Below are 23,538 nucleotides of genomic sequence, written 5' to 3'. Positions count from 1 at the left end.
CTATGCCGGCAGCTTGCCCGCGATCGGCGCCATCAGCATCGTCTCGAACAGCCGTTCGGGCGTCGTGCCCTCGGGCAGCCGCCCCAAAATATCCTCGAGCCGTCCGTCGAGCAGCAGCATGGTGAAGCCGTGCACCATCGACCAGGCGCGGGCAATCGCGGCGCCCTGGTTCAGCGTCAGCGCATCCTCGCTGATCTGCTCCTGCCGCATCATGCCGATGGCATTGGCGAGACCGGCGAAGGAGGCCTCAGCCGCCTCGTGCAGCGAAGGCCTGGAATAGTCGAGGCGCTCGGTGCGGAACATCAGCCCGTACATGCCGGGATGGGCCTGCGCATAGGCGACATAGGCTTTCGGTCGCGCCAGCGCGCGCGCGAGCGGCGTGGCGGCGGCGTCACAGGCCGACACCATCGCCGCGTTGAACTGGCGAAAGCCAATGGCGGCGAGTTCGCTGACGAGCCCGGTCAGGTCGCCGAAATGATGCGTCGGCGCAGCATGCGAGACGCCCGCCTCGCGCGCCACCGCACGTAGCGTCAGGCCGGCGAGCCCATCGCGCTCCAGCACCCGCTCGGCGGCCTCGAGCAGCGCCTCGCGCAGGGCGCCGTGGTGATAGGGCGGCTCGGTCTTCGCGCTTGCGGTGCGGGAAGACGCAGATGCCGGCGTTGTTTTTTTCGGAGCGCGCGGGCGGCGCGCTGTTTCGGACTTGGCCATGAACCCAGCTATAGGACGCAATATTGACAGTGTAAAGATTTCACTTGACGAGACGGACCAGCGGCCTTATTTGATCTTTACGATGTAAAGATAGGAGGGATACGCCATGCAGCAGGACACCGTTGCCGACCGCCACCATAATCTCGGTCCGATTCCGTTCGAGGCCGACGCGCCATTCCTCAAGATCGTCGGGGAATTGTCGCGCGAACTGAACGGCGTGCTCTACCGCAACGGTCCCAATCCGCAGTTCGATTCGCCCGGCGCACACTGGTTCGTCGGCGACGGCATGCTGCACGCTTTCCACCTGGAAAACGGCCGCGCCAGCTACCGCAACCGCTGGGTCCGCACGCCGAAATGGGTGGCCGAGCACGATGCGGGCCGCGCCTTGTTTGGCGGCTTCGGTCGGAAGCTGCCGGATGCGCCAGCTGACCTCACCGACAGCGGCGTCGCCAACACCAACATTATCTTCCATGCCGGCAAGCTCCTGGCGTTGGAAGAAGCGCATCTGCCGACCGAGATCGAGCCGGGCACGCTGGCGACCCGCGGCTACCACAGCTACCAGGGCCGCGTCGCCGGCAGTTTTACGGCGCATCCGAAGATCGACCCCGTCACCGGCGAGTTGGTGTTCTTCGGCTACAACGCCGCGGGGCCGCTGACGCCTGCCCTCTCCTACGGATCGAGCGACGCGTCAGGAAAGGCGACGCGCTTCGAGCGCTTCGAGGCGCCCTATGCCAGCATGGTGCACGACTTCATCGTCACCGAGAACCATGTGCTGTTTCCGATCCTCCCGATCACCGGCAGCATGGAGCGCGCGATGAGCGGACGGCCGCCTTATGCCTGGGAGCCGGACAAGGGCGCCTATGTCGGCGTGATGAAGCGCAACGGCACGGCGAAGGACATCGTCTGGTTCCGCAGCGAGGCCTGCTACGTCTTCCACGTCATGAACGCGTGGGAAGACGGCGAGCACATCATCGCCGACGTCATGCAGTTCGAGGAAGCCCCGCTGTTTCCGCATCCCGACGGACGGCCGACCGATCCGGAAAAATCGCGCGCCCGACACTGCCGCTGGACGTTCGATCTCTCGGGAAATAGCGACCGCTTCCAGCAGACCTATCTGGACGACCTCACCGGCGAATTCCCGCGCATCGACGACCGCCGCGCCGGATTGAAAAGCCATCACGGCTGGTACGCCTGCGCCAATCCGCGACTGCCGATGTTCGGCGCGCTGTCGGGCATCGTGCACGTCGACGGCAACGGCAGACGGCTCGGCCATTATCTGCTGCCGGCCGGCGACACCATCTCCGAGCCGGTGTTCGTCGAGCGGTCAAAGGATGCAGCGGAAGGTGACGGTTGGCTGCTGGCGGTGGTCTGGCGCGCGCGGGAAAACCGCAGCGACCTCGCCGTGTTCAACGCCATCGATGTCGAAGCCGGCCCCGTGGCGCTGGTGCAGCTCGGCCACCGCGTGCCGGATGGCTTTCACGGCAATTGGGTGGGAGCGGCGTAGCCGTCATTCCGGAGCGCGACGAAGTCGCGAGCTATGATGCGCAATTGCGCATCATAGCTCGACGCCTTCGCGTTGCCCCGGAATGACGTTGCGGATGCCACCAGAGAGGCCTCCCATGCACATGTCCTCGATCACCGCCGACTGCCTCGCCGTCCTCGCCCTGATCTGCGCCGCGCTCGCATTCCAGATGATCCGGCAGCGACGGAGCGGCAAGGCCGCCGGCGGCATCTTGCTCTCCATCGGCCCCTTGATCGCCTGCGCGCTGCTGATCCTGTCGTTCCTGCCCTGGGCGGCATTCGCCGAAGAGATATCCGACCAAGCCATTGCAGCAGCTCATCTTTTGCAGGCCGCTTACACCATTATGACACTGTAAAGATTCCGCTTGACGCAGCCTCGCCGCCAAACTACTAATCTTGACATTGTAAAGATTTGCTGACCGAGGCGGCCCATGGCGATTTTCATGATCCTCGCGCCTTACGGCGCTTACAGCTTCCTGATGCTGGTGACGTCGGCCGCGATCAGCGTGTTCGCAGCCTCCGCGATCTGCCTCGCCACCATCGCTGTCGATATCGCGCGCGGCCGCTCGGTAAAGATCCTGGCCGCGGGCTCAGCCGTCGTGTTCGCCACAATCGGCCTCTACGTCGCGCTGGTCGACCCGAAGCTCGGCACGCTCGGCGTCAAGCTGTCGGTCGATATCGGCATCTTCGTCATCTCGCTCGGCTCGATGCTGGCCCGCCGTCCGTTCACGCTGCAATATGCGGTTGAAACGGTCGCGGCCGAGACGGCGGCCATTCCCGGCTTCCTCACCGCCAATTACATCATCACCGGCGCCTGGACGGCGGCCGCGCTGTTGATGATGGCCGCCAACATCGCGCTGCTCTACTTCCCCGGCCTGCCGCTCTGGTCGAGCCTTGCGGTCGCCTTCGCCGCCCGCAACACCGCGATCTACTTCACAAAGTGGTATCCCGAGTATTGCCAGATCAAGTACGGTGCGCCGGCTGGTGCGCTGCCCACCCCTCGCTAAGCAGGATCGACGATGAAGGACGTATTTGCCCGCCTCGCTTCCGACTTCCTCTCAGCCATCATCTTCCTGGTCATCTACCTCATCACCGACAATGTGATCCTGGCGACGTCGGTGGCGATTGCTGGTGCGATCGCACAGGTGATCTATGTGCGCGTCAAGGGGCAGCAGCTGAGCTACATGACCTATGCGAGCCTCGCGCTCGTCGTCGTGCTGGGCACGATCACGCTCCTGACCAACGATCCCCGCTTCATGCTGGCAAAACCGGCGATCGCGCATTTCGCGATCGGGGTCATCATGCTCAAGCGCGGTTGGATGCTGCGCTACATGCCTCCGATCGTCACGGAGACCGTCCCGGAATATGTAACGGCCGCGGGCTATGCCTGGGCCGCGCTGATGTTCGCAATCGGCGCCGGCACGATCGCGGTCGCCTCCACCGGCGATCTGAAGCTGTGGGCGCTCTACATCTCCGTCGTCGCGGGCGGTGCCAAGATTCTGGCTTTTGCCGTGCAGTACGTCGTGCTTCGGCTCGTCGTCACCAGCCGCAGGCGTGCGGCGGCCCGCGCCTAAATGCCCTATCGGAGCGTTAGGCAGGAGCTGCGAGTTGGGCTATAGGCTCGTTCAGGACCGACCGCGGATCGTCGCGGCCAGCCGGGATTTTGGGAGACGCGAATGGCCGTGGACGGCAACTGGAATCTGATCATGACGACGCCGATGGGTGAGCGCCAGGCGACGCTGACCCTGCTGAGCTCCGGCGGCACGCTGACGGGCACGCAGGGCGCCGACGGTAATTCCGCCGAGATCTTCGACGGCGCCATCAGCGGCGACGCCGTCAACTGGAAGGTCTCGATCACCAATCCGATGCCGTTGACGCTCGAGTTCATCGGAAAGGTCTCCGGCGACAGCATGAGCGGCGAGATGGGCATCGGCCCGATGGGCAGTTTCCCGTTCACCGGCACGCGCGTGTAAGCCGCGCGGCAACCGTGCGAGTGGTCCGTCTCATCGCGGCAACGATCCTGTGTGTCGCGACACAAGCGGCGCGCGCGGCCGACACCGAACCGGCGTGGCGCGCGAGCGCGCTCGCCATGGTGCCGCCAGGCTATCTCGCCGGCACAGCCTACCGGACCGACGGCGCGACCGGTTACCTCGCCGTTTATCCCGTGACATCGAACAGTCCGAAGACACCGGCAAGCGTGTTCGCGGCGCATCAGGCGCTCGCGGTCGCACTCACAACGGATGCGACGCGCGCAGTTTCAGCCGCGTTGAAGCCGCGCACCGAACGCGATCCTGATCACGACGACCCTGACTTCGCAAAACTCCATGCCGCCGCAAGCGGGGTGAGGTTGAGACCTAGCCGAGGTTCAGCTCCTTGAAGAAGTCGTTGCCCTTGTCGTCGATGATGATGAAGGCCGGGAAGTCGACGACTTCGATGCGCCAGATCGCTTCCATGCCGAGCTCGGGATATTCGAGCACTTCGACCTTCTTGATGCAGTGCTCGGCAAGGTTCGCCGCGGCACCGCCGATCGAGCCGAGATAGAAGCCACCATACTTCTTGCAGGCCTCGCGCACGGCAGGCGCTCGGTTGCCCTTGGCGACCATCACCATCGAACCGCCGGCGGCCTGGAACTGGTCGACGAAGGAATCCATGCGGCCCGCGGTGGTCGGGCCGAAGGCGCCGGAGGCGTAGCCCTCGGGCGTCTTGGCGGGACCGGCGTAGTAGACCGGATGGTTCTTGAAATAGTCCGGCAGCGGCTCGCCCCTCTCAAGGCGCTCGCGCAGCTTGGCATGCGCGGAGTCGCGCGCCACGATCATGGTGCCTGTCATCGAGACCCGCGTCTTGGTCGGGTATTTCGAGAACGTCGCCAGAATGTCCTTCATCGGCTGGTTGAGGTCGATCTTGACGACCTCGCCGCCGAGCGACTGTTCGACCTGCGGCAGGTATTGCGCCGGGTTGTGCTCGAGCTCTTCCAGATAGACTCCATCCCTGGTGATCTTGCCGAGCACCTGGCGGTCGGCGGAACAGGACACGCCGAGGCCGATCGGCAGCGAGGCGCCATGGCGCGGCATGCGGATCACCCGCACATCGTGGCAGAAATATTTGCCGCCGAACTGCGCGCCGACACCGAGCGACTGCGTCATCTTGTGGATTTCCTGCTCCATCTCGACATCGCGGAAGGCATTGCCGTCGGGCGAGCCGTGGGTCGGCAACGCGTCGAGATAGCGCGCGGAAGCGAGCTTCACCGTCTTCATGCAGAGTTCGGCCGAGGTGCCGCCGATCACGATGGCGAGGTGATAAGGCGGGCACGCTGCGGTGCCCAGCGTCAGGATCTTCTCCTTGAGGAACGCGAGCAGCCGGTCCTTGGTCAGCACCGAGGGCGTGGCCTGGAATAGAAAACTCTTGTTGGCGCTGCCGCCGCCTTTCGCCATGAACATGAACTTGTAGGCGTCATCACCCTCGGCGTAGATCTCGCATTGCGCCGGCATGTTGTTGGCGGTGTTCTTCTCCTCGTACATCGAGAGCGGCGCGACCTGCGAGTAACGGAGGTTGCGGCGCAGGTAAGCATCGCGCGCGCCTTCTGACAGCGCCGCCTCGTCGTCACCATCGGTGATGACGTTGCAGCCCTTCTTGCCCATGATGATCGCGGTGCCCGTGTCCTGGCACATCGGCAGCACGCCGCCAGCCGCAATGTTGGCGTTCTTGAGGAAGTCGAGCGCGACGAACTTGTCGTTCGGGCTCGCCTCGCCGTCCTCCAGGATCGCACGGAGTTGCTTTAGATGGCCGCGCCGCAGATAGTGGTTGATGTCGCCGAAAGCCGCCTCCGACAGCGCCCGCAGCGCCTCGCGCGAGACCACCAGCATGTCCTTCCCCAGAACCTTCTCGACCCGGACGCCCTCGGCCGTGATCTTCTTGTAGGGCGTCTCGTCCTTGCCCAGCGGGAACAGCGGGGTGTGCTTGTAGGGCGGAACGGGCTTTGACGGGTCGGGAAAGGCGGTGGGAGCGTTCATGGGCGAATCTCGGGGTTTGGCCCTGGCGGGCCTCTAAGCGTAGAAGCGTTCTAAGCCCATTTTGGACGGAAAAGGAAGGGACCGGTACGCATGAGAGCGGGCGGCCGGGGCTTGGGAAGGCATTGGCGCAGCACGTGGAAAGGCCAGACCCCACCCTTGCACTCCGCGTCCGCCGACGCTTGAATGCGCGCCCTAAGGGGCTTTTCATCATGACATTGAACTTGAACGTCCGCGGCGCGATCCTGGTCGCCGCCGCCATCACCGGCCTTGTGACCCTCGCTTCGCCTGCCCGCGCCGACCGCTGCGACGACAGCGCCAAGGAGCTGGCGAACCAGGTCGATCGCCTCAAGGTGAACTTTCGCGCCGCCAACGTCGTTTACCTGACGCACCCGGCGGCCAAGGAGCTGTCGGTCGGCTGCCGCGGCGACAAATATTCCATCGAGCTCTACGCCAAGAGCGATCGCAAGCCCAAGCCTGAGTTCCTTGCACTGGTAGGCTCGATGGCGGCGATCGTCTTCACCGTGACCAAGGACGACACCACGACGGGCGCGACACGCTGCCTGAAGCGGATGGGCCTGCTCCGCGGCGACAAGGTCATCATGCGCTACCGGCGTCTCAACATGGAATGCACCCGCACCAAGACGGACGCGTCGATCGCAATCACGCGCGGCAAGGACGAGTAGATACGCCGCAACTTCGTTCTTTCCATACGCGCGGCGGCGCCCACACACTCCGTCATTGCGAGCGCAGCGAAGCAATCCGGGTTTGTCTCCGCGGAGGCAGATCGGATTGCTTCGTCGCAAGGACCTCGGCAATGACGAGGAGAGATCAGTCGTCGCTCACGATCAGCGCGAGGAGGCGCGAAAACAGCGCATCCCATCGCACCGGGATCCCTCGCATTTTAACGATTGTCTTGACGGAAGTTTCGCTCCTCGCAGCGCAGGGTCAATTGTTTCCATGTGTGAGGATTTGTGGATGAGCGTTTCTACCGTTGCGCCGCCGCCGATCGCGATCGTGGTGCCGAGCTACGACACGACCAGGCAGCAGGACGACCAGACCAAGACCAAGGACAACGACCCGACCTATAAGCCGCCGCCGCCCGCGCCGCTGCCGCCGGGTCAGGGCACGCGGATTGATCAGCTCGCCTGATCAGGCCGGTCAAAAATGAAACGCCCGATCCGGTCGATCGGGCTTTTCGCGTGTCCGGCCGTATCTTCGCCGGATAGCGGGACCAATATCGTGCGCGGCTGAGCCTGAGACCTGCGCATGATCGCAAAACTGCTGTTGCAGAACACGATCTCCACCGTCGCGATGGGCGCGCTGCTGTTCGCGTCCGCCGGGACCTTGCAGTGGCCTTCAGCCTGGGTGTTCCTCGCCACCTGCGCCTTGCTCGGCCCGCTTTGCGGCTGGTGGCTTTATCGGGTCGACCCGGCGCTGCTCGCCGAACGTCTGCGGCCGGTCCTGCAAAGGGACCAGCCTGCCGCCGACAAGGTGTTCATGACCGTATTCGTTTTTGCGATGCTGGCCTGGCTGGTCGCGATGGGGCTCGACCGGCGCACTTTAGCCTCGGACATGCCGGTTGCGTTCCAGGTGCTCGGCCTCGTGCTGTTCCTACTCTCGATGCTGTTCGTCCTCTGGGTGTTCCGCGAGAACTCGTTCGCCGCGCCCGTGGTGAAGCTCCAGGCCGAACGCGCGCAGCGCGTGATCTCGACGGGGCCTTACGCGCATGTGCGCCATCCCATGTACAGCGGCGTGATCCTGTTCTTTGCCGGCGTGCCGCTGCTCCTGGGCACGTGGTGGGGCCTTGTGATGGTGCCACTCATCCTCGTTTTGTTTGCTATCCGCATCGGCATCGAGGAGCGTACGCTGCGCGAGGGCCTGCCGGGCTATTCCGACTACGTCACGCGCGTGCGCTATCGCCTGCTGCCTGGCATCTGGTGAGGGCGCATCACTCTCCCGTGCATTGCACGGAAAAGCACTTCGCTCGAAAACGCTTTAGCCGTCCAGCTCGCGATAGCGGCGGAAGATGCCCTGCTCATTGAAGGGAATCCGGCGCTCGCTCGCCAGATAAGCCTTGATGTTCGGCCGCGACGCGACGCGGTCGTGCAGACCGACGAGGTCCGGGATATCTCCCTCGAATGCCTTCATCCGCTTCGGAAACGCATAGCGCAGCCCCGCGACGATCTGGAACAGCGAGAGATCGACATAGGTCAGCCTGCGGCCGGTCACATAGGCACCGCCATTGTCCTGAAGGAGCTGCTCGAAATAGCCGAGAAATTTCGGCACGCGCTCGCCCCAGAAGTCGGCCGTGCGCTTCTTCGCCGGCGGCTTCTGATTTTCGTAGTAGAGCGAGGGCCCGAGCGGATGATGGGTGTCGTGGATCTCGACCACAAGGTCGGTGATCGTGAGCTGCAGCTGATGCAGCCAGAGTTGGCTCGCTTCCGTTTTCGGCGCTAGCCCGTGGCGGGCGCCGAGATAGAGCAGGATGTTCGCGGTCTGCCCGATGACGAGCTTGCCGGCTTTGAGGAACGGTGGCGCAAAGGGCGGCGTGCCCTTGTGCGCGTCCATCATCTTCATCATCGCGCTGGTGCCGCGCGGGCCACGCGCCACGTCGACATAAGCCGCGCCCGCCTCCTCCAGCGCCAGCCGCACGTATTCGCCGCGGCCCTGGATCTCGGGCCAATAGTAAAGCTCGTATTTCATGGAAACTGTCCGTGATTGCGTTGCGGCGGGTGTGGCACGCAACCACGAACTCATGACGGTGGAGAGAGTTCCGCGCCTCAATTCGCCGCAAAACAATACAGCAGGCCGTCGCCGCCGGTGCTCTTCAGATCGGCCTGCGAGCAGCCGCCATCGGGACCGCGCGAGGGATGCGAGCTGTTCCACGATTTCGATGGCTCGTCATCGCGCAGGCCTTGACGATCGGCGTGGCCGACGACCGCCGCGCCTTGCGTGCTCGACGTCCAGTTCTTGCAGGTCTTGTCGTCGCCCGCGGAAAATGCGGTGCCGTCAGCTTGCGAACCCGTGAGGATGTCGTGCCGGTTCGGCGTGTCGCCGCGGCCGTTGATGACCTCGCCCTTCTCGCTGAGCGCAGTCTGCTTCGTGAGGTTGTTGGCCGCGCCGTGCAGGTCGGCAACGTCCTTGGCGATCACCGCGCCCTTGGCGTTCTGCCACGGTCCCTTGCCGATGCGGTCGCGCGCGTTGACGGCCGGCTTACCGTCGGCTGCCTGCGTCGAGAGATAGGCGCGCCAGGTCTTGGTGCCAGCGCCGCCGGCCTGTGCCAGCTTCTGGCATTGCGCATCGGCCCCCTCCAGGCCGCCGAGATCGGCGCCCTTGCCCGGTCCATTGGACGTGACGAAGAACGTCGTTTCGGCCGATTGCGCCTGCGCCGATGGCGCCGCAAGCGAGGCCAAAGCGAACGCTAGAGCTGAAATGGTCACGGATCTCCCGATACGGATCATCTTGTCCTCCAGTTGTGTTTTATCGTTGGCCGCCAGATTTCAACCCGACGGGCGCCCGCTTATTCCGATGCCGCGATGCGAGATGCCCAAAAAGAAAAAGGCGCCGTGCAAAAACCACGACGCCTTGTTTTCCTTGTCGTCTGCGATCAGTTGGTCTGCTGGATCGCCGACAATTCCCAGCCGCTGCCCGGACGACGGGCAAAGGTCCAGACCTCCGTGGCCTCGCCCGGCTGCTCGCTACCGGCGACAACCGTACCGCTGTTGCGGTCGAGCGTCTTGTCGATGAGCGCGAAGCGCAGCGCCACCGTGGCGTATTCGGTCTCGCCTTCGCGCCAGGCTTCCGCGAGGTCGCCCTGCAACAGTTTCACATCCGTGACCTTGTTGACGACGTTGCGCGCACGGTTCTGGCCGAGGTCCTGCTCGAAATAAGACACCATTTCCGGCGTCGCGAGCGTGTGCAGCTTGGCCACGTCCTCGTTCGACCAGGCGGCCTGGACATCGCCGAGCAGACGCTCGAATGCCTCATAGTCGTCCGGCTTGATCTCGAGCGGCGCGTTGTTGGCGCCGAAACCGAAGCCGCCACCAAGACCGCTGCGATAGTTGGGCTGCGGTCCAGAGCCGGCACCGGCATCAGCATTGGCGTAGGCTGGCTGCGGCGTGTGTCGGCGCTGCCACCACGACATCGCCAGTCGCACCACGACCACCACCAGCGCGATCTGGATGAGCAGGCCCAGGATTGACGACAGGCCGCCGAGACCGCCGAACAGGCCGCCACCGAACAGCATGCCCAAGAGGCCTGCACCGAGGAAGCCGGCCGCAAGGCCGCCCAGGAAACCGCCGCCACGGCCGAACAGGCCGCCGCGTGCGGGTGCGGCGGCAGCCGAGTTCATGCCTGCGCCCGGCTGGGTGTAGGTGCGGTTGAACTGCGAGGCCGAGCCCGGCGCGGTCGTGGTCGACGGCGGAGCGGAGTAGGTGCGCGAGCCGCGCGAACCTGACGAGGCGCCGCCACCGACGCGCGCGTCGGCGGACGAGATCGCCAGCGCGGTCGGCAGCGCAAGCGCCAGCACGACGGCGATCGTCTTGAAGAGGCTGCGGGAGCGTTGCGAGAAATTCATGTGCTTTTCCCAAATCCCCGGCATGGGGACGTGCTCCTAAGATGGGCAGACTTCTCGAAAAGTGAAGCCGGTTTCGGAACCTATGGCTGCGGCCCTCAGTCGCGGGGACGTGGCAAAAGCCCATATTTGGCGGGGGCTTGGCCGGGCGCGGGGGGAACCGCGGTCGCGGGTTACCGGCGGCATTGGAGCGAAAACTCCGCTTGTCCTCGTCGTTGCGAGGAGCTCTTGCGACGAAGCAAATCCGACGAAGCAAATCCAGAGTGCCGGTGGGTAACCCTATTCCGCCTTCGCCATCGTCTCCTTCACGGCCGCCACAAGCTGGCTGAGCGTGAACGGCTTCGGCAAGAAGTCGAACTGCTGGCCCTCGGGCAGGCTCTTCTCGAAAGCGTCCTCGGCGTAGCCGGAGACGAAGATGAACTTGATGTCGGGATTCTTCTCGCGCATCGCCTTCAGCAGCGTCGGGCCGTCCATCTCGGGCATCACGACGTCGGAGACGACGAGATCAATCGCGCCGCTCTGCCCCTCGAGCGCCTCCATGGCCTCGACGCCATTCTCGGCCTCGACCACGGTGTAGCCGCGCGAGCGCAGGCCGCGTGCGTTCAGCGCGCGCAGGCCCTCTTCGTCCTCGACGAGAAGGATGGTGCCCTGTCCGGTGAGATCGGTGCGCGGTTTGGCCTCCGCCGCCACAGATGCGGCCTCCTTCGCGGCGCCATTGGTCGCGCTGAGCCCTGCTGCGGGCTGCTCCTGCACCTCCGGCTCGGCGTGATGGCGCGGCAGGAAGATGTGGAACGAGGTGCCCTGCCCCGGCTGGGAATCGACATAGATGAAGCCACCGGTCTGCTTGACGATACCGTAGACGGTGGAGAGCCCGAGGCCGGTGCCCTTGCCCACTTCCTTGGTCGAGAAGAACGGCTCGAAAATCTTGTCGCGGATTTCGGCGGGGATGCCGGTGCCGGTGTCGGCGACCTCGATCCGCACATAGTCCGCGGCCGGCATCCCCTTATAGGCAAGCCTGGCCGCCTTTTCCGCGGTGACGTTGGCGGTGCGGATGATCAGCTTGCCGCCATCCGGCATGGCGTCGCGCGCGTTGACCGCGAGGTTGACGATCACCTGCTCGAACTGGGAGACGTCGACCTTGACCGGCCAGAGATCGCGGCCGTGGATGGTCTCCTGCTTGACCTTCTCGCCGATCAACCGCCGCAGCAGCATGGCGAGATCGGACAGCGCATCGCCGAGATCGAGCACCTGCGGCCGCAGCGTCTGCCGCCGCGAGAACGCCAGCAACTGCCGCACCAGGGTCGCAGCACGCGTTGCGTTCTGCTTGATCTGCATGATGTCCTGGAACGAGGGGTCGGTCGGCTTGTGCGCGTTCAGCAGGAAGTCGTTCGCCATCATAATGGCGGAGAGCACGTTATTGAAGTCGTGGGCGATGCCGCCGGCGAGCTGGCCGACCGTCTCCATCTTCTGCGACTGGTTGATCTGGTTCTCCAGCGCGCGCCGCTCGGTGGTCTCGAGCATGTGCACGATGGCGGCTTCCGCGTCGCTCTCGGCGCCATCCACCGGCGTGACGAAGAACTGGCCCCAGCGCTCCTTGGTCCCTTCCAGCGCAACCTCGACCGGCGCGATGTCGGCCTGGTTTTCGGCGGCCTGGTTGATGGCCGCGATCAGCAGGTGCCGGTCGCGTGCATTGACCGCGCGGAAGATCGACTTGCTGGCGCTGTCGAGCCCTAGGGCCTGCCCGAGCTTGGCGTAGCGCGCATTGGCGCGCACGACGTTGCCGCCGCGGTCGACGGTCGCGATCGCCATCGGCGTATGGTCGAAGAAGCGCATGAAGCGCACTTCGGCCGCGCGATCCGGATCACTGCGCTCGTCGCGGGCGCGGCTGATGACGAGCGTGCGCGACGGCCCCGGCGCGCCGTCGGCCCCGAACGCGAGCTTGTGATAGAGCCGCACCGGCATGGTCTTGCCGGTGCGCATGCGCAGGTCGATGTCGAAGACTTCCGTCTTCACCTCGCCCGGCACCGCCACGATCGACGTGAGCAGCGAGGCGCCATCGCCGGAGACGATGTCGGTGAGCTTCAGCCCGCCCGACCCGATCTCGGCGAGATCGTAGTCGAGCCAGTTCGCCAGCGTCGCATTGACATAGGCGAGTTCGCCGGCCGGATTGACCGAGAAGAACCCGCAAGGCGCGTGATCGAGATATTCGATCGCATGCTGGAGCTCCTGGAACACGTCCTCCTGGCGCTCGCGGTCGCGGGTGATGTCGGCGATCGACCACACCGCATATTTCGCCTCGCGTTTTCCGGTTCCGAGCGGGCGCACCCGCATGCGCAGCCAGCGGCCCTGGCTGCCGTCCTGGCCGGAGATGCGCACCTCTTCCTGCTGCCGTTTTCCTTCGCGCGCGGCTTTCAGCAGGCGGAACACGGCTTCGGAGACATCGGGGTTGCCGATGAAGACGCGCTCCACGGGGCGCACCTCCTGCGGGCCGGTGGCGCCGGTCAGCGTCAGATAGGCCGCGTTGGAATAGACCACGTGGCCGCGGGGATCGGTCACCGCGAGGCCGTCGAAGGCGTGGTCGGCAATGCGCCCCATGACGGGATCGTCGAGATTGCGGTCGACGAAGCGGATGATCCCGGCGGCGAAGGCGAACAGGTTGAACAGGCCGACCATCGCCAGCACGGCGAGGATGCCGAGGATATAGGGCTGCGCCTGCGCGCGCCCGAGCGTCATCAGCCCAATGGCGACGGCGACGAGGCCGGCGGCCACCAGCAGCACCAGCGCAATGCTCCCCGAGCGCGGCGACGGCTCGTGCGCCGCAACGGGTTCTCGCGTGAGGTCGTGGTCGGTTTCGGCGGTCATCTCAAGCTGGCGCAGCCTGTCGGCAGAGAATCAACGCGCTACGGAGCGCGCCGGGTCCTCCCTGCCTGAATCGGACCCGCAGGCGCAAGGGCAGCAGGGGCGAAAGGTACGCTGATTCCCAGATTACGGCCATGTCCGGTACTTTTCGGGCATTTTATCCGCGCCCGGCGCCGAATCCGCGCTTCAGCCGCATGACGTATCCGATGACCTCGGCGACCGCATGGTAGTGCTCGGTCGGGATTTCCTGGTCGATTTCGACGGTGGCGTAGAGCGCGCGGGCGAGCGGCACGTTCTCCACGATGGGAATGTCGTGCTCGCGCGCGACCTCCCGGATCTTGAAGGCGAGATTGTCGACGCCCTTGGCGACGCAGATCGGCGCCTGCATGCCGCGCTCGTAGGACAGCGCGATCGAATAGTGGGTCGGGTTGGTGATGATCACGGAGGCCTTGGGAACCGCCGCCATCATGCGCTTCTTGGAGCGCTGCTGGCGCAGTTGCCTGAGCTTGCCCTTGATGTGCGGGTCGCCTTCGGACTGCTTGAACTCTTCCTTGATCTCCTGGAGCGACATCTTCTGCCGCTGGAACCAGCTGCGATACTGGAAGAAATAGTCGCCAATGGCGATGATCGCGAGCGCTGCAACCACCGCGCCGAGCAGATGAACGGTCAGGCTGGTGGTGACGCCCAGCATGGCGGACGGATCGAGCTTGACCATCGCCTCCATGCGATGCCGCTCCGGCCACAGGACAGTAGTCATGACCGCGCCGAGCACGATCAGCTTGCCGAGACCCTTGAGGAAGTTCGCGGCCGCTTGCTTGCCGAAGATGCGCTTGAGGCCCTCGGCAGGCGACAGCTTGCTGAATTTGGGTTTCAGGGATTCGGCCGACCAGACCAGGCGGTGCTGAAGCATGTTGCCGGCAATCGCCGCCAGCACCAGCATCAGCAGGGGCACGCCGATCGCTGCGAGGACGGCGACTTCGATCTGCTGCATCAGCGCGAGCAGAGCCCTACCGTCGGTCTTGATCATCCAGGAATTGGCAAGCAGGTTGCGCATCGGCGTCGCCAGCCCGCTGCCCACCGAGCCCGAGAAGGTGGAGACCACGAGCGTGCCGCCCGCGATCATGAACCAGGTGTTGATCTCCTGGCTCTTGGCGACGTCGCCGCGTTCGAGCGCCTCTTCGAGACGCTTTTGTGTCGGGTCTTCTGTTTGACTCTCGGGATCTTTGTCTTCCGCCACGTAGCGCCCGCTTTCCGAAGTTCGTCACTTTCGCGGCCCCTGTGCACGAACTTCGGAAAGCACAAGGGCGCTACAAGATTCCAAATTTGGCCAGTGCCGCTGATCGATTTGAATTTCCTGATCGGACGTGAGGCTTGCACTGCAGGAACTTCAAATCGGCGGCACTAGCTCACCTATTTGAGCGGCATCATCTGGTGCATGACACCGATGAAGTAATCGAGATACGTTCCCATCATGGCCGTGAGCACCACTGCGAGCACCAGGAAGCCCGCGAAGATCGACAGCGGCACGCCGACGAAATAGACCTGCATCTGCGGCATCAGCCGCGCCAGCACGCCGAGCCCGATATTGAAGACGAGTCCGAACACCAGGAACGGGCCGGAGAGTTGCAAGCCGAGCAGGAACGCAGCAGAAAAAGCACGCGTCGCCAGCGAGGCGACGTCGCCGCTCGACACGGTCTCGCCCGGCGCGAAGATCGCATAGCTGTCGTTCAGCGCCGCAATCACCAGATGATGGCTGTCGGTGGCAAACAGCAGCGTCACCCCGAGCATGGTCAGGAAATTGCCGACCAGCACGCCCTGCTGTCCCTGCGTCGGATCGACCGAAGTGACGAAGCCGAGCCCCATCTGCTGCGCAATGACGGCGCCCGCAACCTGAAGCGCCGACAACGTCACGCGCGCGGTCGCCCCGAGCACGATGCCGATCACGATCTCATGCAGCATCATGACCAGGAGCGGCGCGATCGAGCCCATGTCGACCTGATAGGCATTGCGATGCAGCGGCAGGATGATCAGCGTGAGCATCAGCGCGATCGACAGCTTCACCCGCGTCGGGATGTTGGTCTCGCCCAGCCCCGGCAGCAGCATCACCATCGCGCCGACCCGGGCGAAGGCGAGCATGAAGGAAGCCGCAAGGGCCGGCAGCAGCGAGACGTCGATGCGCATGATGGGCGCATTGTGCCTCAGCCGCCGATGATTCGCGACGAGATCCGCAGCATGTGGGAATGGAGTGCGTCGGCCATGAACGGCAGCGCCAGCAGCATGGTGGCGAACATGGCCAGGATCTTCGGCACATAGATCAGCGTCTGCTCCTGGATCTGCGTCAGCGCCTGGAACAGCGACACGACGACGCCGACCACGAGGCCGACCACCATCAGCGGCGACGACACGATCACGATGGTCCAGATCGCATCACGCGCGACGTCGAGGGTTTCAGGTCCGGTCATTGCACATTCCTTTGTTCATTCTCGCCTCCCCACCGCATTCCAAGCGATGCGAAGACTATCCCGGTCATTGCGAGCGTAGCGAAGCAATCCAGAATCCTTCCGCTGAGACAGTCTGGATTGCTTCGCTGCGCTCGCAATGACGATTGGGGCGTGCGGTGAGCGCCAATCAGATCGGCATCTTCATGATGTCTTCATATGCGGCGATCACGCGGTCGCGGACCGAGACCAGCGTGGACACCGCGACGTCGGTGTCGGCGACCGCCGTCACCACGTCCATCACGTTGGCTTTGCCGGCGGCCATCGCCACCGTCTGCGCATCGGATTTGCGGCCGGACTCCATGACGCTGCCGACAGCGTCTTTCAGGAGCGAAGCGAACGACTGCCCGTTCGGCTCGCTGCCTTTGCCGGCGCCGCTGCTCTCCAGCACGCGGGCAAGGTTGGCATAGGCATTGGCTGCGATTGACGGTGATGCCATGGCTTAATTGTCCTGTTCAGCTCTTGAGGATGTCGAGCGTGCGCTGGATCATCCGGCGCGTCGCACTGATGATGTTGAGATTGGCCTCGTAGGACCGCTGCGCGTCGCGCATGTCGGTCATCTCGACCACCGAGTTCACGTTCGGGTATTTGACGTTGCCGGTCGCATCCGCCGCCGGATTGTTCGGCTCGTATTTGGTGCGGAAGTTGGACTGGTCGGGCTTGATCCTGCCGAGAGTGACGACCTGTGCGTCGAGCGTGCGGTCGAGCGCCGAAGAGAAGGTCGGCACCTTGCGCCGGTAGGGATCGCCGCCTGATGTCTGCGACGTCGAATCCGCGTTCGCGATGTTCTCCGAGATCACCCGCATACGCCCGGCCTGCGCGCGCAGGCCGGAGGTCGCGATCGCCATCGAGCGGGCAAAGTCGCTGCTGTCATTCGCCATGATCTGTTTCCCTCAGCTCTAACCTTTGCCGATCGCAGTCTTGAGCAGATGCAGGCTCTTCGAATAGAGTGAGGTCGCCGCCGCGTAGTCCATCTGGTTGCTGGCGGCCTTCATCATCTCCTCTTCGAGATTGACGGCGTTGCCCGCGGGACGGGTCTCGAAACCCGCATTCTTGTTCTGGTCGAAGCCCGAGGCCGCGCCGGATGGCGTCATGTGGGATCCGCTGGTGCGGGTGAGCGCCAGGGGGCCCATCGAGCCGGTGACAGCACCGGCCTTGTCGAGCTTCGGCTCCACCAGGTCGCGCGGCCGGAATTTGGGCGTGTCGGAATTGGAGACGTTCTCGGACAGGACGCGCTGGCGCTCCTGGTGCCACTGCATCTTGGTGCGAAGCGCCGACAGCACCGGGAGGTCGTTGATGGACATCGTTGCGGCTCCTTCCGCCTCTCGGACCAAGGTCCCGAAGCTAGGCAGAATTTGCCGCGTGTATGGTTAACAGACGGTTAAGGATGGCATGATGAATGTCCCTTGGCGGGACAGCAGTTTCCGACTCCGTGATTCTACCTGTCCAAAAGCGGCATTAACCCAACGGTTTGGCGGAACATGCACAGGTCAAGAAGTCGTTTTGGATCGAGCGATTCATAGGTTATTAAGAGCTGGGGACGGCAAAACTTGCCGTGGGACGTTAAGAAATCGCAGTTTGGGGCATCTCACGCCGGTGGTTGGCGCATCTGACCATGGGCACGAGAATAGCGCCATTTGTCGGGGACAAGTATGCAAGGCAGCCCTATCACCTTCATCGTCGCGTTCATCGTCGTTCTGGCGTTGATCGGCGTCGCTGCATGGCTGGTTCGCCGATTCGCCACCAGCCGGCTCGGCGCCAACACCCAGCGCGGCAGGATGCCCCGGCTCGCCGTGATCGATGCCGCCGCGGTCGATGGCCGGCGCCGCCTGGTGCTGGTCCGGCGTGACAATGTCGAGCATCTCCTGATGATCGGTGGTCCCACCGACATCGTCGTCGAGCCGAACATCGTGCGGGCCGCGCCCGGTCGCGACCAGCTTCCGCAGCGTCCCAATGCCGCCGAGCCGCCGCGTCTTGCGCCCATGCCGGACACCAGCGGCTGGGCCGCCGAAGCGCCGCGGCCCGAATTGCTCGATCATCCCGAGCCGCAAATGCCCGAGCCGCCGCCGCGGCCCGCGCGGCCGTCCTTCGCCGACGAGGTGCGCCGGCCCGCGCCCGCGCTGGCCGAGCGTCGCAGCGAGCCGCCGCTGGCCGGCTTTCCGCCCGAGCCGATCGTGCCGCCCCGCCCCGAGCGCGAGCCACGCCCCGAGCCCATGGCGCCGCGCATTGGCCGTAACGAGCCGCCGCTGATGCCGCGTCCGCCGCGCCAGAGCGAGCCGGTGAAGGTGCCACCCGTGCGCGCCGAGCGCGCGGCCGCGCCGCCGCCCCCTCCGCCCGTGCCGCAGGCTCCGCCGGTTCCACCGCCGGCCCCCGCTCCAGCTGCGCCCTCGAGCGCCGAGCAGAATCTCGCCGAGATGGCGCAGCGGCTCGAAGCCGCGCTGCGCCGGCCAGCCGGCGAGCCGGTCGCGCCGCCGGTGGCGCCGGAGCCGCCCGCCGCTCCCCCGCGCGCCGCACGCAGCGAGCCGCCGGCACCACCGGCCCCGCCTGCAAAGCCGGCCACGGAAAAGACCAGCTTTGAAAACCTCGAAGACGAGATGGCCTCGCTGCTGGGCCGTCCGAAGCCGTCTTCGTGAGGCTGCCGGCCCTTCCGCGTAGAGTTCTTTTTCTTTCTGTCCTGATCGGCGCGGCTTCGCTCGCCACCCTTGCGCACGCGCAGGACATCAGCATCAATCTCGGCGGCGGCCCAGCCGGCGGCGGCGTCACCGAGCGCGCGATCCAGCTCATCGCGCTGCTCACGGTGCTGTCGATCGCACCGTCGATCCTGATCATGATGACGTCATTCACGCGCATCGTGGTCGTATTGTCGCTGCTGCGCACCGCGATGGGCACGGCGACCGCGCCGCCGAACTCGGTGATCATCGCGCTCGCGATGTTCCTCACCTTCTTCGTGATGGGACCTGTCCTGCAAAAATCCTACGACGAGGGCATTCGCCCACTCGTCGCCAACCAGCTTGGCGTCGAGGACGCGCTCCAGCGCGCCTCCGTCCCATTGCGGGGCTTCATGCAGAAGAACGTGCGCGAGAAGGATCTCAAGCTGTTCCTGGATCTCTCCGGCGAGCCGCCGCCGGCAACCCCCGACGACCTCAGCTTACGCATCCTCGTGCCTGCCTTCATGATCTCCGAATTGAAGCGCGCCTTCGAGATCGGCTTCCTCCTGTTTCTCCCCTTTCTGATCATCGATCTCGTCGTCGCCTCCGTACTGATGTCGATGGGCATGATGATGCTGCCGCCCGCAACGATCTCGCTGCCGTTCAAGCTGATCTTCTTCGTGCTGGTCGACGGCTGGTCGCTGGTGGCGGGGAGCCTGGTGCAGAGTTACGGGGGATAGCGACCCCCTCCATCATTGCGAGGAGCCCTTTCCTTGCGACGAGCAATCCAGGCTGCTGCCGCGGATCGACTCTGGATCGCTTCGCTGCGCCGCTGCGCTCGCAATGACGGAGAATGGGGCGACCAGTCCGGCTGCGCTTCGTGCGAAACTACGCTGACCGCGCCCGCAGGGTTCCTACCGCGTCATCTTGATCTGCCGCACGACCGGGATCGTCGGCAGCGAGCCGGTGTGGTCGGTCTCGTCCTTGGCCTGCGGGGCGGCCGGCGCGCGGGCGGTTGCGTCGGGGAAGCGCTGCTTCATCTCGCGCAGGAAGCCGTCGAGCGTGTCGACGCTGGCGGCGAGCTTGGCGATCTCGGCGAATTCGGCGCTGGAGGACGCTGCCGGCTTGCTGGCAATGTCGAAGGCGAGACGGTCGGCGCTCTCGCTCATCAGCGGCGCATATTTCTCGCGGAAGCGCGACAGACCAATCGAATCGTCGGCGAGCGCATAGCCGACGGCGGCGCGGATGATGTCACTCTTCTCCACCGCGTTGAGCGGCTTGAAATCGCGGAAGCGCTCGCCGTAATAGAGCTCGATCTGCTCGGCGGATTCGCGCCAGCGCCGCGCCGCCCAGAAGATGTCGGAGCGCAGGCGGAGCACCTCGCGCCCGGAAACGTTGGAGACGATGTCGAGCGCGAGATCGTGACGGCCGACGTCGCTCTGTGCCCGCGCCTCCAGCAGCAGCCGCTGCTGCCGCAGCTCGCCGGAGAGATCACTGATGCGGCTCGCGCGCAGCGCCGAGATCGCCATGTCGGGCTTGCGATTGGCGAGGTAGATCATGGAAAGGCGCGCGGCGACCTGGGCACGGGCTGCGCCCTCGAGGCGGTGGTCGACCTGGTACTGCAACAGCTCGGCGGCCTGGTCGAGCAGGTCGATCGAGGCGAGACGGTCGGCGAGGCGGCGGATCAGCTCGTCGCCGCGGCGGCCGATCGGCGTCAGCTCGCGGAACTCGTAAAACATCCCGAGCGCCTCGACCGGCGGCAGCTCGTCGCCCTTGGGCCCTAAGAATATCTGCGTGAACAGGTCGGAGGCGAGGTCCTGCGCCTGACGCGAGGCCTCGGCGTTCGGCTGGAGCTTTGTCGCGGTGCGCGCCGCACTGAGCGCGTCCCGGTAGCGCCCGTTCTCGGCATACATCTGCGACAGCATCTGGAGCGTCTTGACCTCGATCGAGTCGCCCCGCCAGGTCATCGACAGCGTCTCGAGCTCGCGCAGCGCGTCTTCCTTGGTGATCTCGTCGCGCTTCTGCCGCAGCGCCACTTCGAGCTGCTTGGCCTCGGCTGCCGCCTGACGATCGTTCGAGGCGACCGCAAACTTGTAGTCGTCGAGCGCATCCTTGTCGTGGCCGAGCGCCTCGGCGAGCCGGGCGCGCAGCACGGCGAAGCCCGGCGCCGCCTCGGGCGATACGCCGACCACCTCGATCTCGCTGCGGCGCTTGGAGGCGCCGGCATAATCCTTCACCTCGAGCGAGGCGCGCATCGCCTCCATCGTCACAATGCGCTGGATGTCGAGCGGGAGCGAGGCAATGGCGAATTCGACGTTCTTGAACTTCTCGCGCGCATCAGCCCATTTGCCCTGGCGCGCATAGGCGAGCGCCTTCCAGAGCTGGGAATCGTGGCTGTTGCCGATCACGGGACTGGCGAGGTCCTTCAAGCCCTGCGCCGGCCGGCCGATCAAAATGCTCGCGATCGCATGCATGATCAGGGCGCCGCTCTCTTCCTTGTTGAGAGGATCGGCCAGCATCAATTCGGTCACCGACTTGGCTTCGTGGTACATGGCGCGCGACATGTAAAACTGCGCGAGATCAAGCCGCGGGAGCGAGCGCTGCGCCGGCTCGACGGCCGAGATCGCCGTGATCAGGTTGCTTTGGCGCGTCCAGAAATCCTCCGACTGGCCCCTGCGCCAGTTTTCGGGACTGAAGATCGGCCGCACCGCCGTCGGCGCCCGCTCGGCCGAGATGTCGACCGGCGACAGCGTCAGCCCGCCTTTCTTGCCGAGAATGACCTTGTCGGACCCGACCTCGACGCCGACCTCGTCGGAGTTCGGCCGGATCGCGATGCCGTGCGCGGACTCCAGCAGCGAAAGATCGACGAGGTCCTGCCGCTTGATGAAACCGCGCAGCGGCCGCTGCCCGGTGACGACATAGAGCGTGTCGCCGGCGTCGGGATCGGTCAGCCTGTGCAACAGGCCCGGATTGGCGAAAGGGATCGCGATATTGGCGAGCGCGGGGTCGGTGATGTTGCGCGACATCATCAGCGGCAGCGGCGTCGCCTGGATCTTGTCGGCGAGCGTCAGGAGCCAATTCGTCTCTTTGCCGACCTCCTCGCTCGTCAGCGAATAGACCAGCGGCCGGGTGAGACGAATGCGTACCGCCTGCCCCTTGTCGAGCGGCATGCGGCTGACCTCGCCGATCATCGCACCGCCTCTGGTGCGGATCGCCTCGACGTCAATCGGCTTCGGCGTATCGAACACCAGCCACACCGTGTCGCCGCGCCGGAACACCGCCGCAGGTGTTGCGACCTGAAGCGGGAAGATCACGCGCAAGCCGTCGCTGTCGCGGCGAACATCGACGCTGGCCACAGTGGGCTGCGCCGCCGCCGGCGCCTCGGCAGCCGCAGCCTTGACCGGCTCCTTCGCAGCTTCCTTCACGACCTCCTTGGGCGCTTCGGCCACCGCGGGGTTGACGGGCCCGATCACAGCTTCCGTTGCCGGCGCCGCAGGCTGCGACGCTTCCGCAGCATGCGGAGCTTCAGCCGCGGGAGCCGGCGCAGGCTTCGGTGCTTCAACGGTCGGCATCGCCGCCGGAGCTTCCGGCTTCACCTCGGGTTTGACATCGATCCTGGCTTCGCGCGCGATCGTCTCGGACGTCGGCGGAGGGATCTCGCGATGAGCGTCTTTCGACTTCTCGGCCGCTGGCTTTTCCGGTGCCGGGCCATGGCTTTGAGCTACAGGCTTTGCCTGCGCGATCACCGCTTCAGGCGTCGCGGCGGTCTTGCCCTTGTCGGGCTGGAAGGAGATGTCGACGACGTAATTCTTCTCGTCGCGGAAGGAGTGTACGTCGGAATCGCCGATCAGCGCGATCTCGACACTGGTCTGGTCGATGTCGCCCTTCTGCTTGATCGAGGCGACGTTCGGCGGCGCCGCGACGACCGCATCCGCCAGATCGAAATTGAGGTTGGCGTTGAACGCGAGCGTGAGCTTCTGCTCGTTGAGCACGGAGGACACGCCGACGCCGTCGGGTATCTCGAACACGAAGCGCACGAAGGTTGGCTGCACCGAGGCGCGCACGCGGATCTGCGGGCGCTTCTTGGTCTCGGCGGCGGCGCGCTGGGCGCGCAAGGCACGTTCGGCGACACGCGCGCGCTCGGCCAATTCCTTGACCACGTCCATGGGCAGGCTTGGCGGCGGCCCCTTCCAGCCCTCCGGCAGCAAGTCGATGAAGGTGCGCTCGCCGGCATTCATGGTGTTGACGGTGACGCGCCGTGCCAGCGACAGGCGGATGGCGCCGCCGTCGGGATCGCGGCGAGCAGAATTGACGTAGTCGGGCGCACCTTCCGGAACGCGGTCGACGGGAACATCGACCGCCCGGTCGAAGCGGATGATGAGAATGGAGCCGGCTGTCGTCACCTCGGAGGGAACATCCTCGCCGAGCTTGATCACGAGACGGGCAAAGCCACCGCCGGCCGCGAAAGTCGCCTCGCCGCGGATCGGATCGGCAGCCCGGACAGGCGCGCCGAGGCCGATCAGAAGGCAGGCCGCCAGCACAGGCGCCTTGCGGACGTGACGCGACGGGCCTCGCGCCATGGCGCGGGCTCGCGACAACAATCCAGCGGCAGCCTCTCGCGCCATTGGCGGCATTTCTTCCGGTCCGACCATCCATGCCGGCAGTGGCGCCGGCCGCTGCTACCGACTGTAGGTCCTGCGAATTAAGGACTTGTTAATTCT

Annotated in this window: 24 protein-coding genes; 11 read left to right on the top strand and 13 right to left on the bottom strand. The window is 65.2% G+C overall.

Features of this window, described 5'->3' with window-relative positions; all coding sequences use genetic code 11:
• Complete coding sequence (locus IVA80_RS33860; protein WP_247439448.1) at window positions 1-708, bottom strand: WHG domain-containing protein; 708 nt, start codon at window positions 706-708, stop codon at window positions 1-3.
• A gap of 106 nt (window positions 709-814) precedes the next feature.
• Between IVA80_RS33860 and IVA80_RS33855 the strand changes: the two genes are divergently transcribed.
• The 6 genes from IVA80_RS33855 (at window position 815) to IVA80_RS33830 (ending at window position 4,606) form a co-directional block, all read left to right on the top strand.
• Complete coding sequence (locus tag IVA80_RS33855; protein ID WP_247439446.1) at window positions 815-2,212, top strand: carotenoid oxygenase family protein; 1,398 nt, start codon at window positions 815-817, stop codon at window positions 2,210-2,212.
• 115 nt (window positions 2,213-2,327) lie between these two features.
• Window positions 2,328-2,585, top strand: a complete 258-nt coding sequence (locus tag IVA80_RS33850; RefSeq protein ID WP_247439444.1) for a hypothetical protein — start codon at window positions 2,328-2,330, stop codon at window positions 2,583-2,585.
• A gap of 75 nt (window positions 2,586-2,660) precedes the next feature.
• Window positions 2,661-3,236 carry a hypothetical protein gene (locus tag IVA80_RS33845; RefSeq protein WP_247439443.1) on the top strand — a complete coding sequence of 192 codons (576 nt, stop codon included), beginning with the start codon at window positions 2,661-2,663 and terminating at the stop codon, window positions 3,234-3,236.
• A gap of 12 nt (window positions 3,237-3,248) precedes the next feature.
• Window positions 3,249-3,803, top strand: coding sequence for a septation protein IspZ (locus IVA80_RS33840; protein WP_247439441.1), 555 nt, complete (start codon window positions 3,249-3,251; stop codon window positions 3,801-3,803).
• A 102-nt stretch (window positions 3,804-3,905) separates the two neighbouring features.
• A complete protein-coding gene (locus IVA80_RS33835) occupies window positions 3,906-4,202 on the top strand; it encodes a hypothetical protein (protein WP_247439439.1) in 297 nt (98 codons plus the stop codon).
• 20 nt (window positions 4,203-4,222) lie between these two features.
• Window positions 4,223-4,606, top strand: a complete 384-nt coding sequence (locus IVA80_RS33830) for a hypothetical protein (RefSeq protein ID WP_247439436.1) — start codon at window positions 4,223-4,225, stop codon at window positions 4,604-4,606.
• Here the strand turns inward: IVA80_RS33830 and IVA80_RS33825 are convergent.
• Entirely contained in the window at window positions 4,584-6,239 is a 1,656-nt protein-coding gene (locus IVA80_RS33825; RefSeq protein WP_247439435.1) for a fumarate hydratase, read from the bottom strand. The genes IVA80_RS33830 and IVA80_RS33825 overlap by 23 nt on opposite strands.
• 209 nt (window positions 6,240-6,448) lie before the next feature.
• Between IVA80_RS33825 and IVA80_RS33820 the strand changes: the two genes are divergently transcribed.
• The 3 genes from IVA80_RS33820 to IVA80_RS33810 all read left to right on the top strand — a co-directional run bounded on the left by IVA80_RS33820 (window position 6,449) and on the right by IVA80_RS33810 (window position 8,180).
• Complete coding sequence (locus tag IVA80_RS33820; protein WP_247439433.1) at window positions 6,449-6,922, top strand: hypothetical protein; 474 nt, start codon at window positions 6,449-6,451, stop codon at window positions 6,920-6,922.
• A 292-nt stretch (window positions 6,923-7,214) separates the two neighbouring features.
• A complete protein-coding gene (locus tag IVA80_RS33815; RefSeq protein ID WP_211385317.1) occupies window positions 7,215-7,388 on the top strand; it encodes a hypothetical protein in 174 nt (57 codons plus the stop codon).
• A gap of 117 nt (window positions 7,389-7,505) precedes the next feature.
• Entirely contained in the window at window positions 7,506-8,180 is a 675-nt protein-coding gene (locus tag IVA80_RS33810) for an isoprenylcysteine carboxylmethyltransferase family protein (RefSeq protein ID WP_247439431.1), read from the top strand.
• Window positions 8,181-8,234: 54 nt separating this feature from the next.
• Here the strand turns inward: IVA80_RS33810 and IVA80_RS33805 are convergent, their stop codons facing one another.
• The 10 genes from IVA80_RS33805 to flgB form a co-directional block, all read right to left on the bottom strand.
• Window positions 8,235-8,942, bottom strand: a complete 708-nt coding sequence (locus tag IVA80_RS33805) for a glutathione S-transferase (RefSeq protein ID WP_247439428.1) — start codon at window positions 8,940-8,942, stop codon at window positions 8,235-8,237.
• Between the two features lie 77 nt (window positions 8,943-9,019).
• Window positions 9,020-9,700: a lectin gene (locus IVA80_RS33800; protein ID WP_247439427.1), complete on the bottom strand. Its 681-nt coding sequence runs from the start codon at window positions 9,698-9,700 to the stop codon at window positions 9,020-9,022.
• A gap of 146 nt (window positions 9,701-9,846) precedes the next feature.
• Window positions 9,847-10,839: a TIM44-like domain-containing protein gene (locus IVA80_RS33795; RefSeq protein WP_247439425.1), complete on the bottom strand. Its 993-nt coding sequence runs from the start codon at window positions 10,837-10,839 to the stop codon at window positions 9,847-9,849.
• A 252-nt stretch (window positions 10,840-11,091) separates the two neighbouring features.
• Window positions 11,092-13,674, bottom strand: coding sequence for a PAS domain-containing protein (locus IVA80_RS33790; RefSeq protein ID WP_247439423.1), 2,583 nt, complete (start codon window positions 13,672-13,674; stop codon window positions 11,092-11,094).
• Window positions 13,675-13,828: 154 nt separating this feature from the next.
• Window positions 13,829-14,908 carry a flagellar biosynthesis protein FlhB gene (flhB, locus tag IVA80_RS33785; RefSeq protein ID WP_247439421.1) on the bottom strand — a complete coding sequence of 360 codons (1,080 nt, stop codon included), beginning with the start codon at window positions 14,906-14,908 and terminating at the stop codon, window positions 13,829-13,831.
• A 173-nt stretch (window positions 14,909-15,081) separates the two neighbouring features.
• Window positions 15,082-15,852, bottom strand: coding sequence for a flagellar biosynthetic protein FliR (gene fliR, locus IVA80_RS33780; protein WP_247439419.1), 771 nt, complete (start codon window positions 15,850-15,852; stop codon window positions 15,082-15,084).
• Window positions 15,853-15,869: 17 nt separating this feature from the next.
• Window positions 15,870-16,133 (bottom strand): flagellar biosynthesis protein FliQ, encoded by a 264-nt coding sequence (fliQ, locus tag IVA80_RS33775; RefSeq protein ID WP_247439417.1) that lies wholly within the window; start codon window positions 16,131-16,133, stop codon window positions 15,870-15,872.
• Window positions 16,134-16,299: 166 nt separating this feature from the next.
• Window positions 16,300-16,608, bottom strand: a complete 309-nt coding sequence (fliE, locus tag IVA80_RS33770) for a flagellar hook-basal body complex protein FliE (RefSeq protein WP_247439415.1) — start codon at window positions 16,606-16,608, stop codon at window positions 16,300-16,302.
• A gap of 16 nt (window positions 16,609-16,624) precedes the next feature.
• On the bottom strand, window positions 16,625-17,050 hold the full coding sequence (flgC, locus tag IVA80_RS33765; protein ID WP_014494020.1) for a flagellar basal body rod protein FlgC: 426 nt from the start codon (window positions 17,048-17,050) through the stop codon (window positions 16,625-16,627).
• Window positions 17,051-17,068: 18 nt separating this feature from the next.
• Entirely contained in the window at window positions 17,069-17,473 is a 405-nt protein-coding gene (flgB, locus tag IVA80_RS33760; protein WP_097658028.1) for a flagellar basal body rod protein FlgB, read from the bottom strand.
• Between the two features lie 348 nt (window positions 17,474-17,821).
• On the opposite strand from flgB, the gene IVA80_RS33755 reads away from it, so the two are divergent.
• Window positions 17,822-18,802 carry a flagellar biosynthetic protein FliO gene (locus tag IVA80_RS33755; protein ID WP_247439413.1) on the top strand — a complete coding sequence of 327 codons (981 nt, stop codon included), beginning with the start codon at window positions 17,822-17,824 and terminating at the stop codon, window positions 18,800-18,802.
• Window positions 18,799-19,557, top strand: coding sequence for a flagellar type III secretion system pore protein FliP (gene fliP, locus IVA80_RS33750; protein WP_247439411.1), 759 nt, complete (start codon window positions 18,799-18,801; stop codon window positions 19,555-19,557). Before IVA80_RS33755 ends, fliP begins: the two co-directional genes overlap by 4 nt.
• 174 nt (window positions 19,558-19,731) lie before the next feature.
• On the opposite strand, the gene IVA80_RS33745 is transcribed toward fliP, so the two are convergent.
• The gene (locus IVA80_RS33745) at window positions 19,732-23,442 is read right to left on the bottom strand and encodes a tetratricopeptide repeat protein (RefSeq protein ID WP_247439409.1); all 3,711 of its coding nucleotides are present in this window, start codon (window positions 23,440-23,442) and stop codon (window positions 19,732-19,734) included.
• Window positions 23,443-23,538 lie beyond the last annotated feature (96 nt).

The sequence above is a fragment of the Bradyrhizobium sp. 139 genome (genome assembly GCF_023074175.1).
In the GTDB taxonomy this organism is placed as follows: domain Bacteria; phylum Pseudomonadota; class Alphaproteobacteria; order Rhizobiales; family Xanthobacteraceae; genus Bradyrhizobium.
This window is presented reverse-complemented; position numbering and strand designations above follow the sequence as displayed.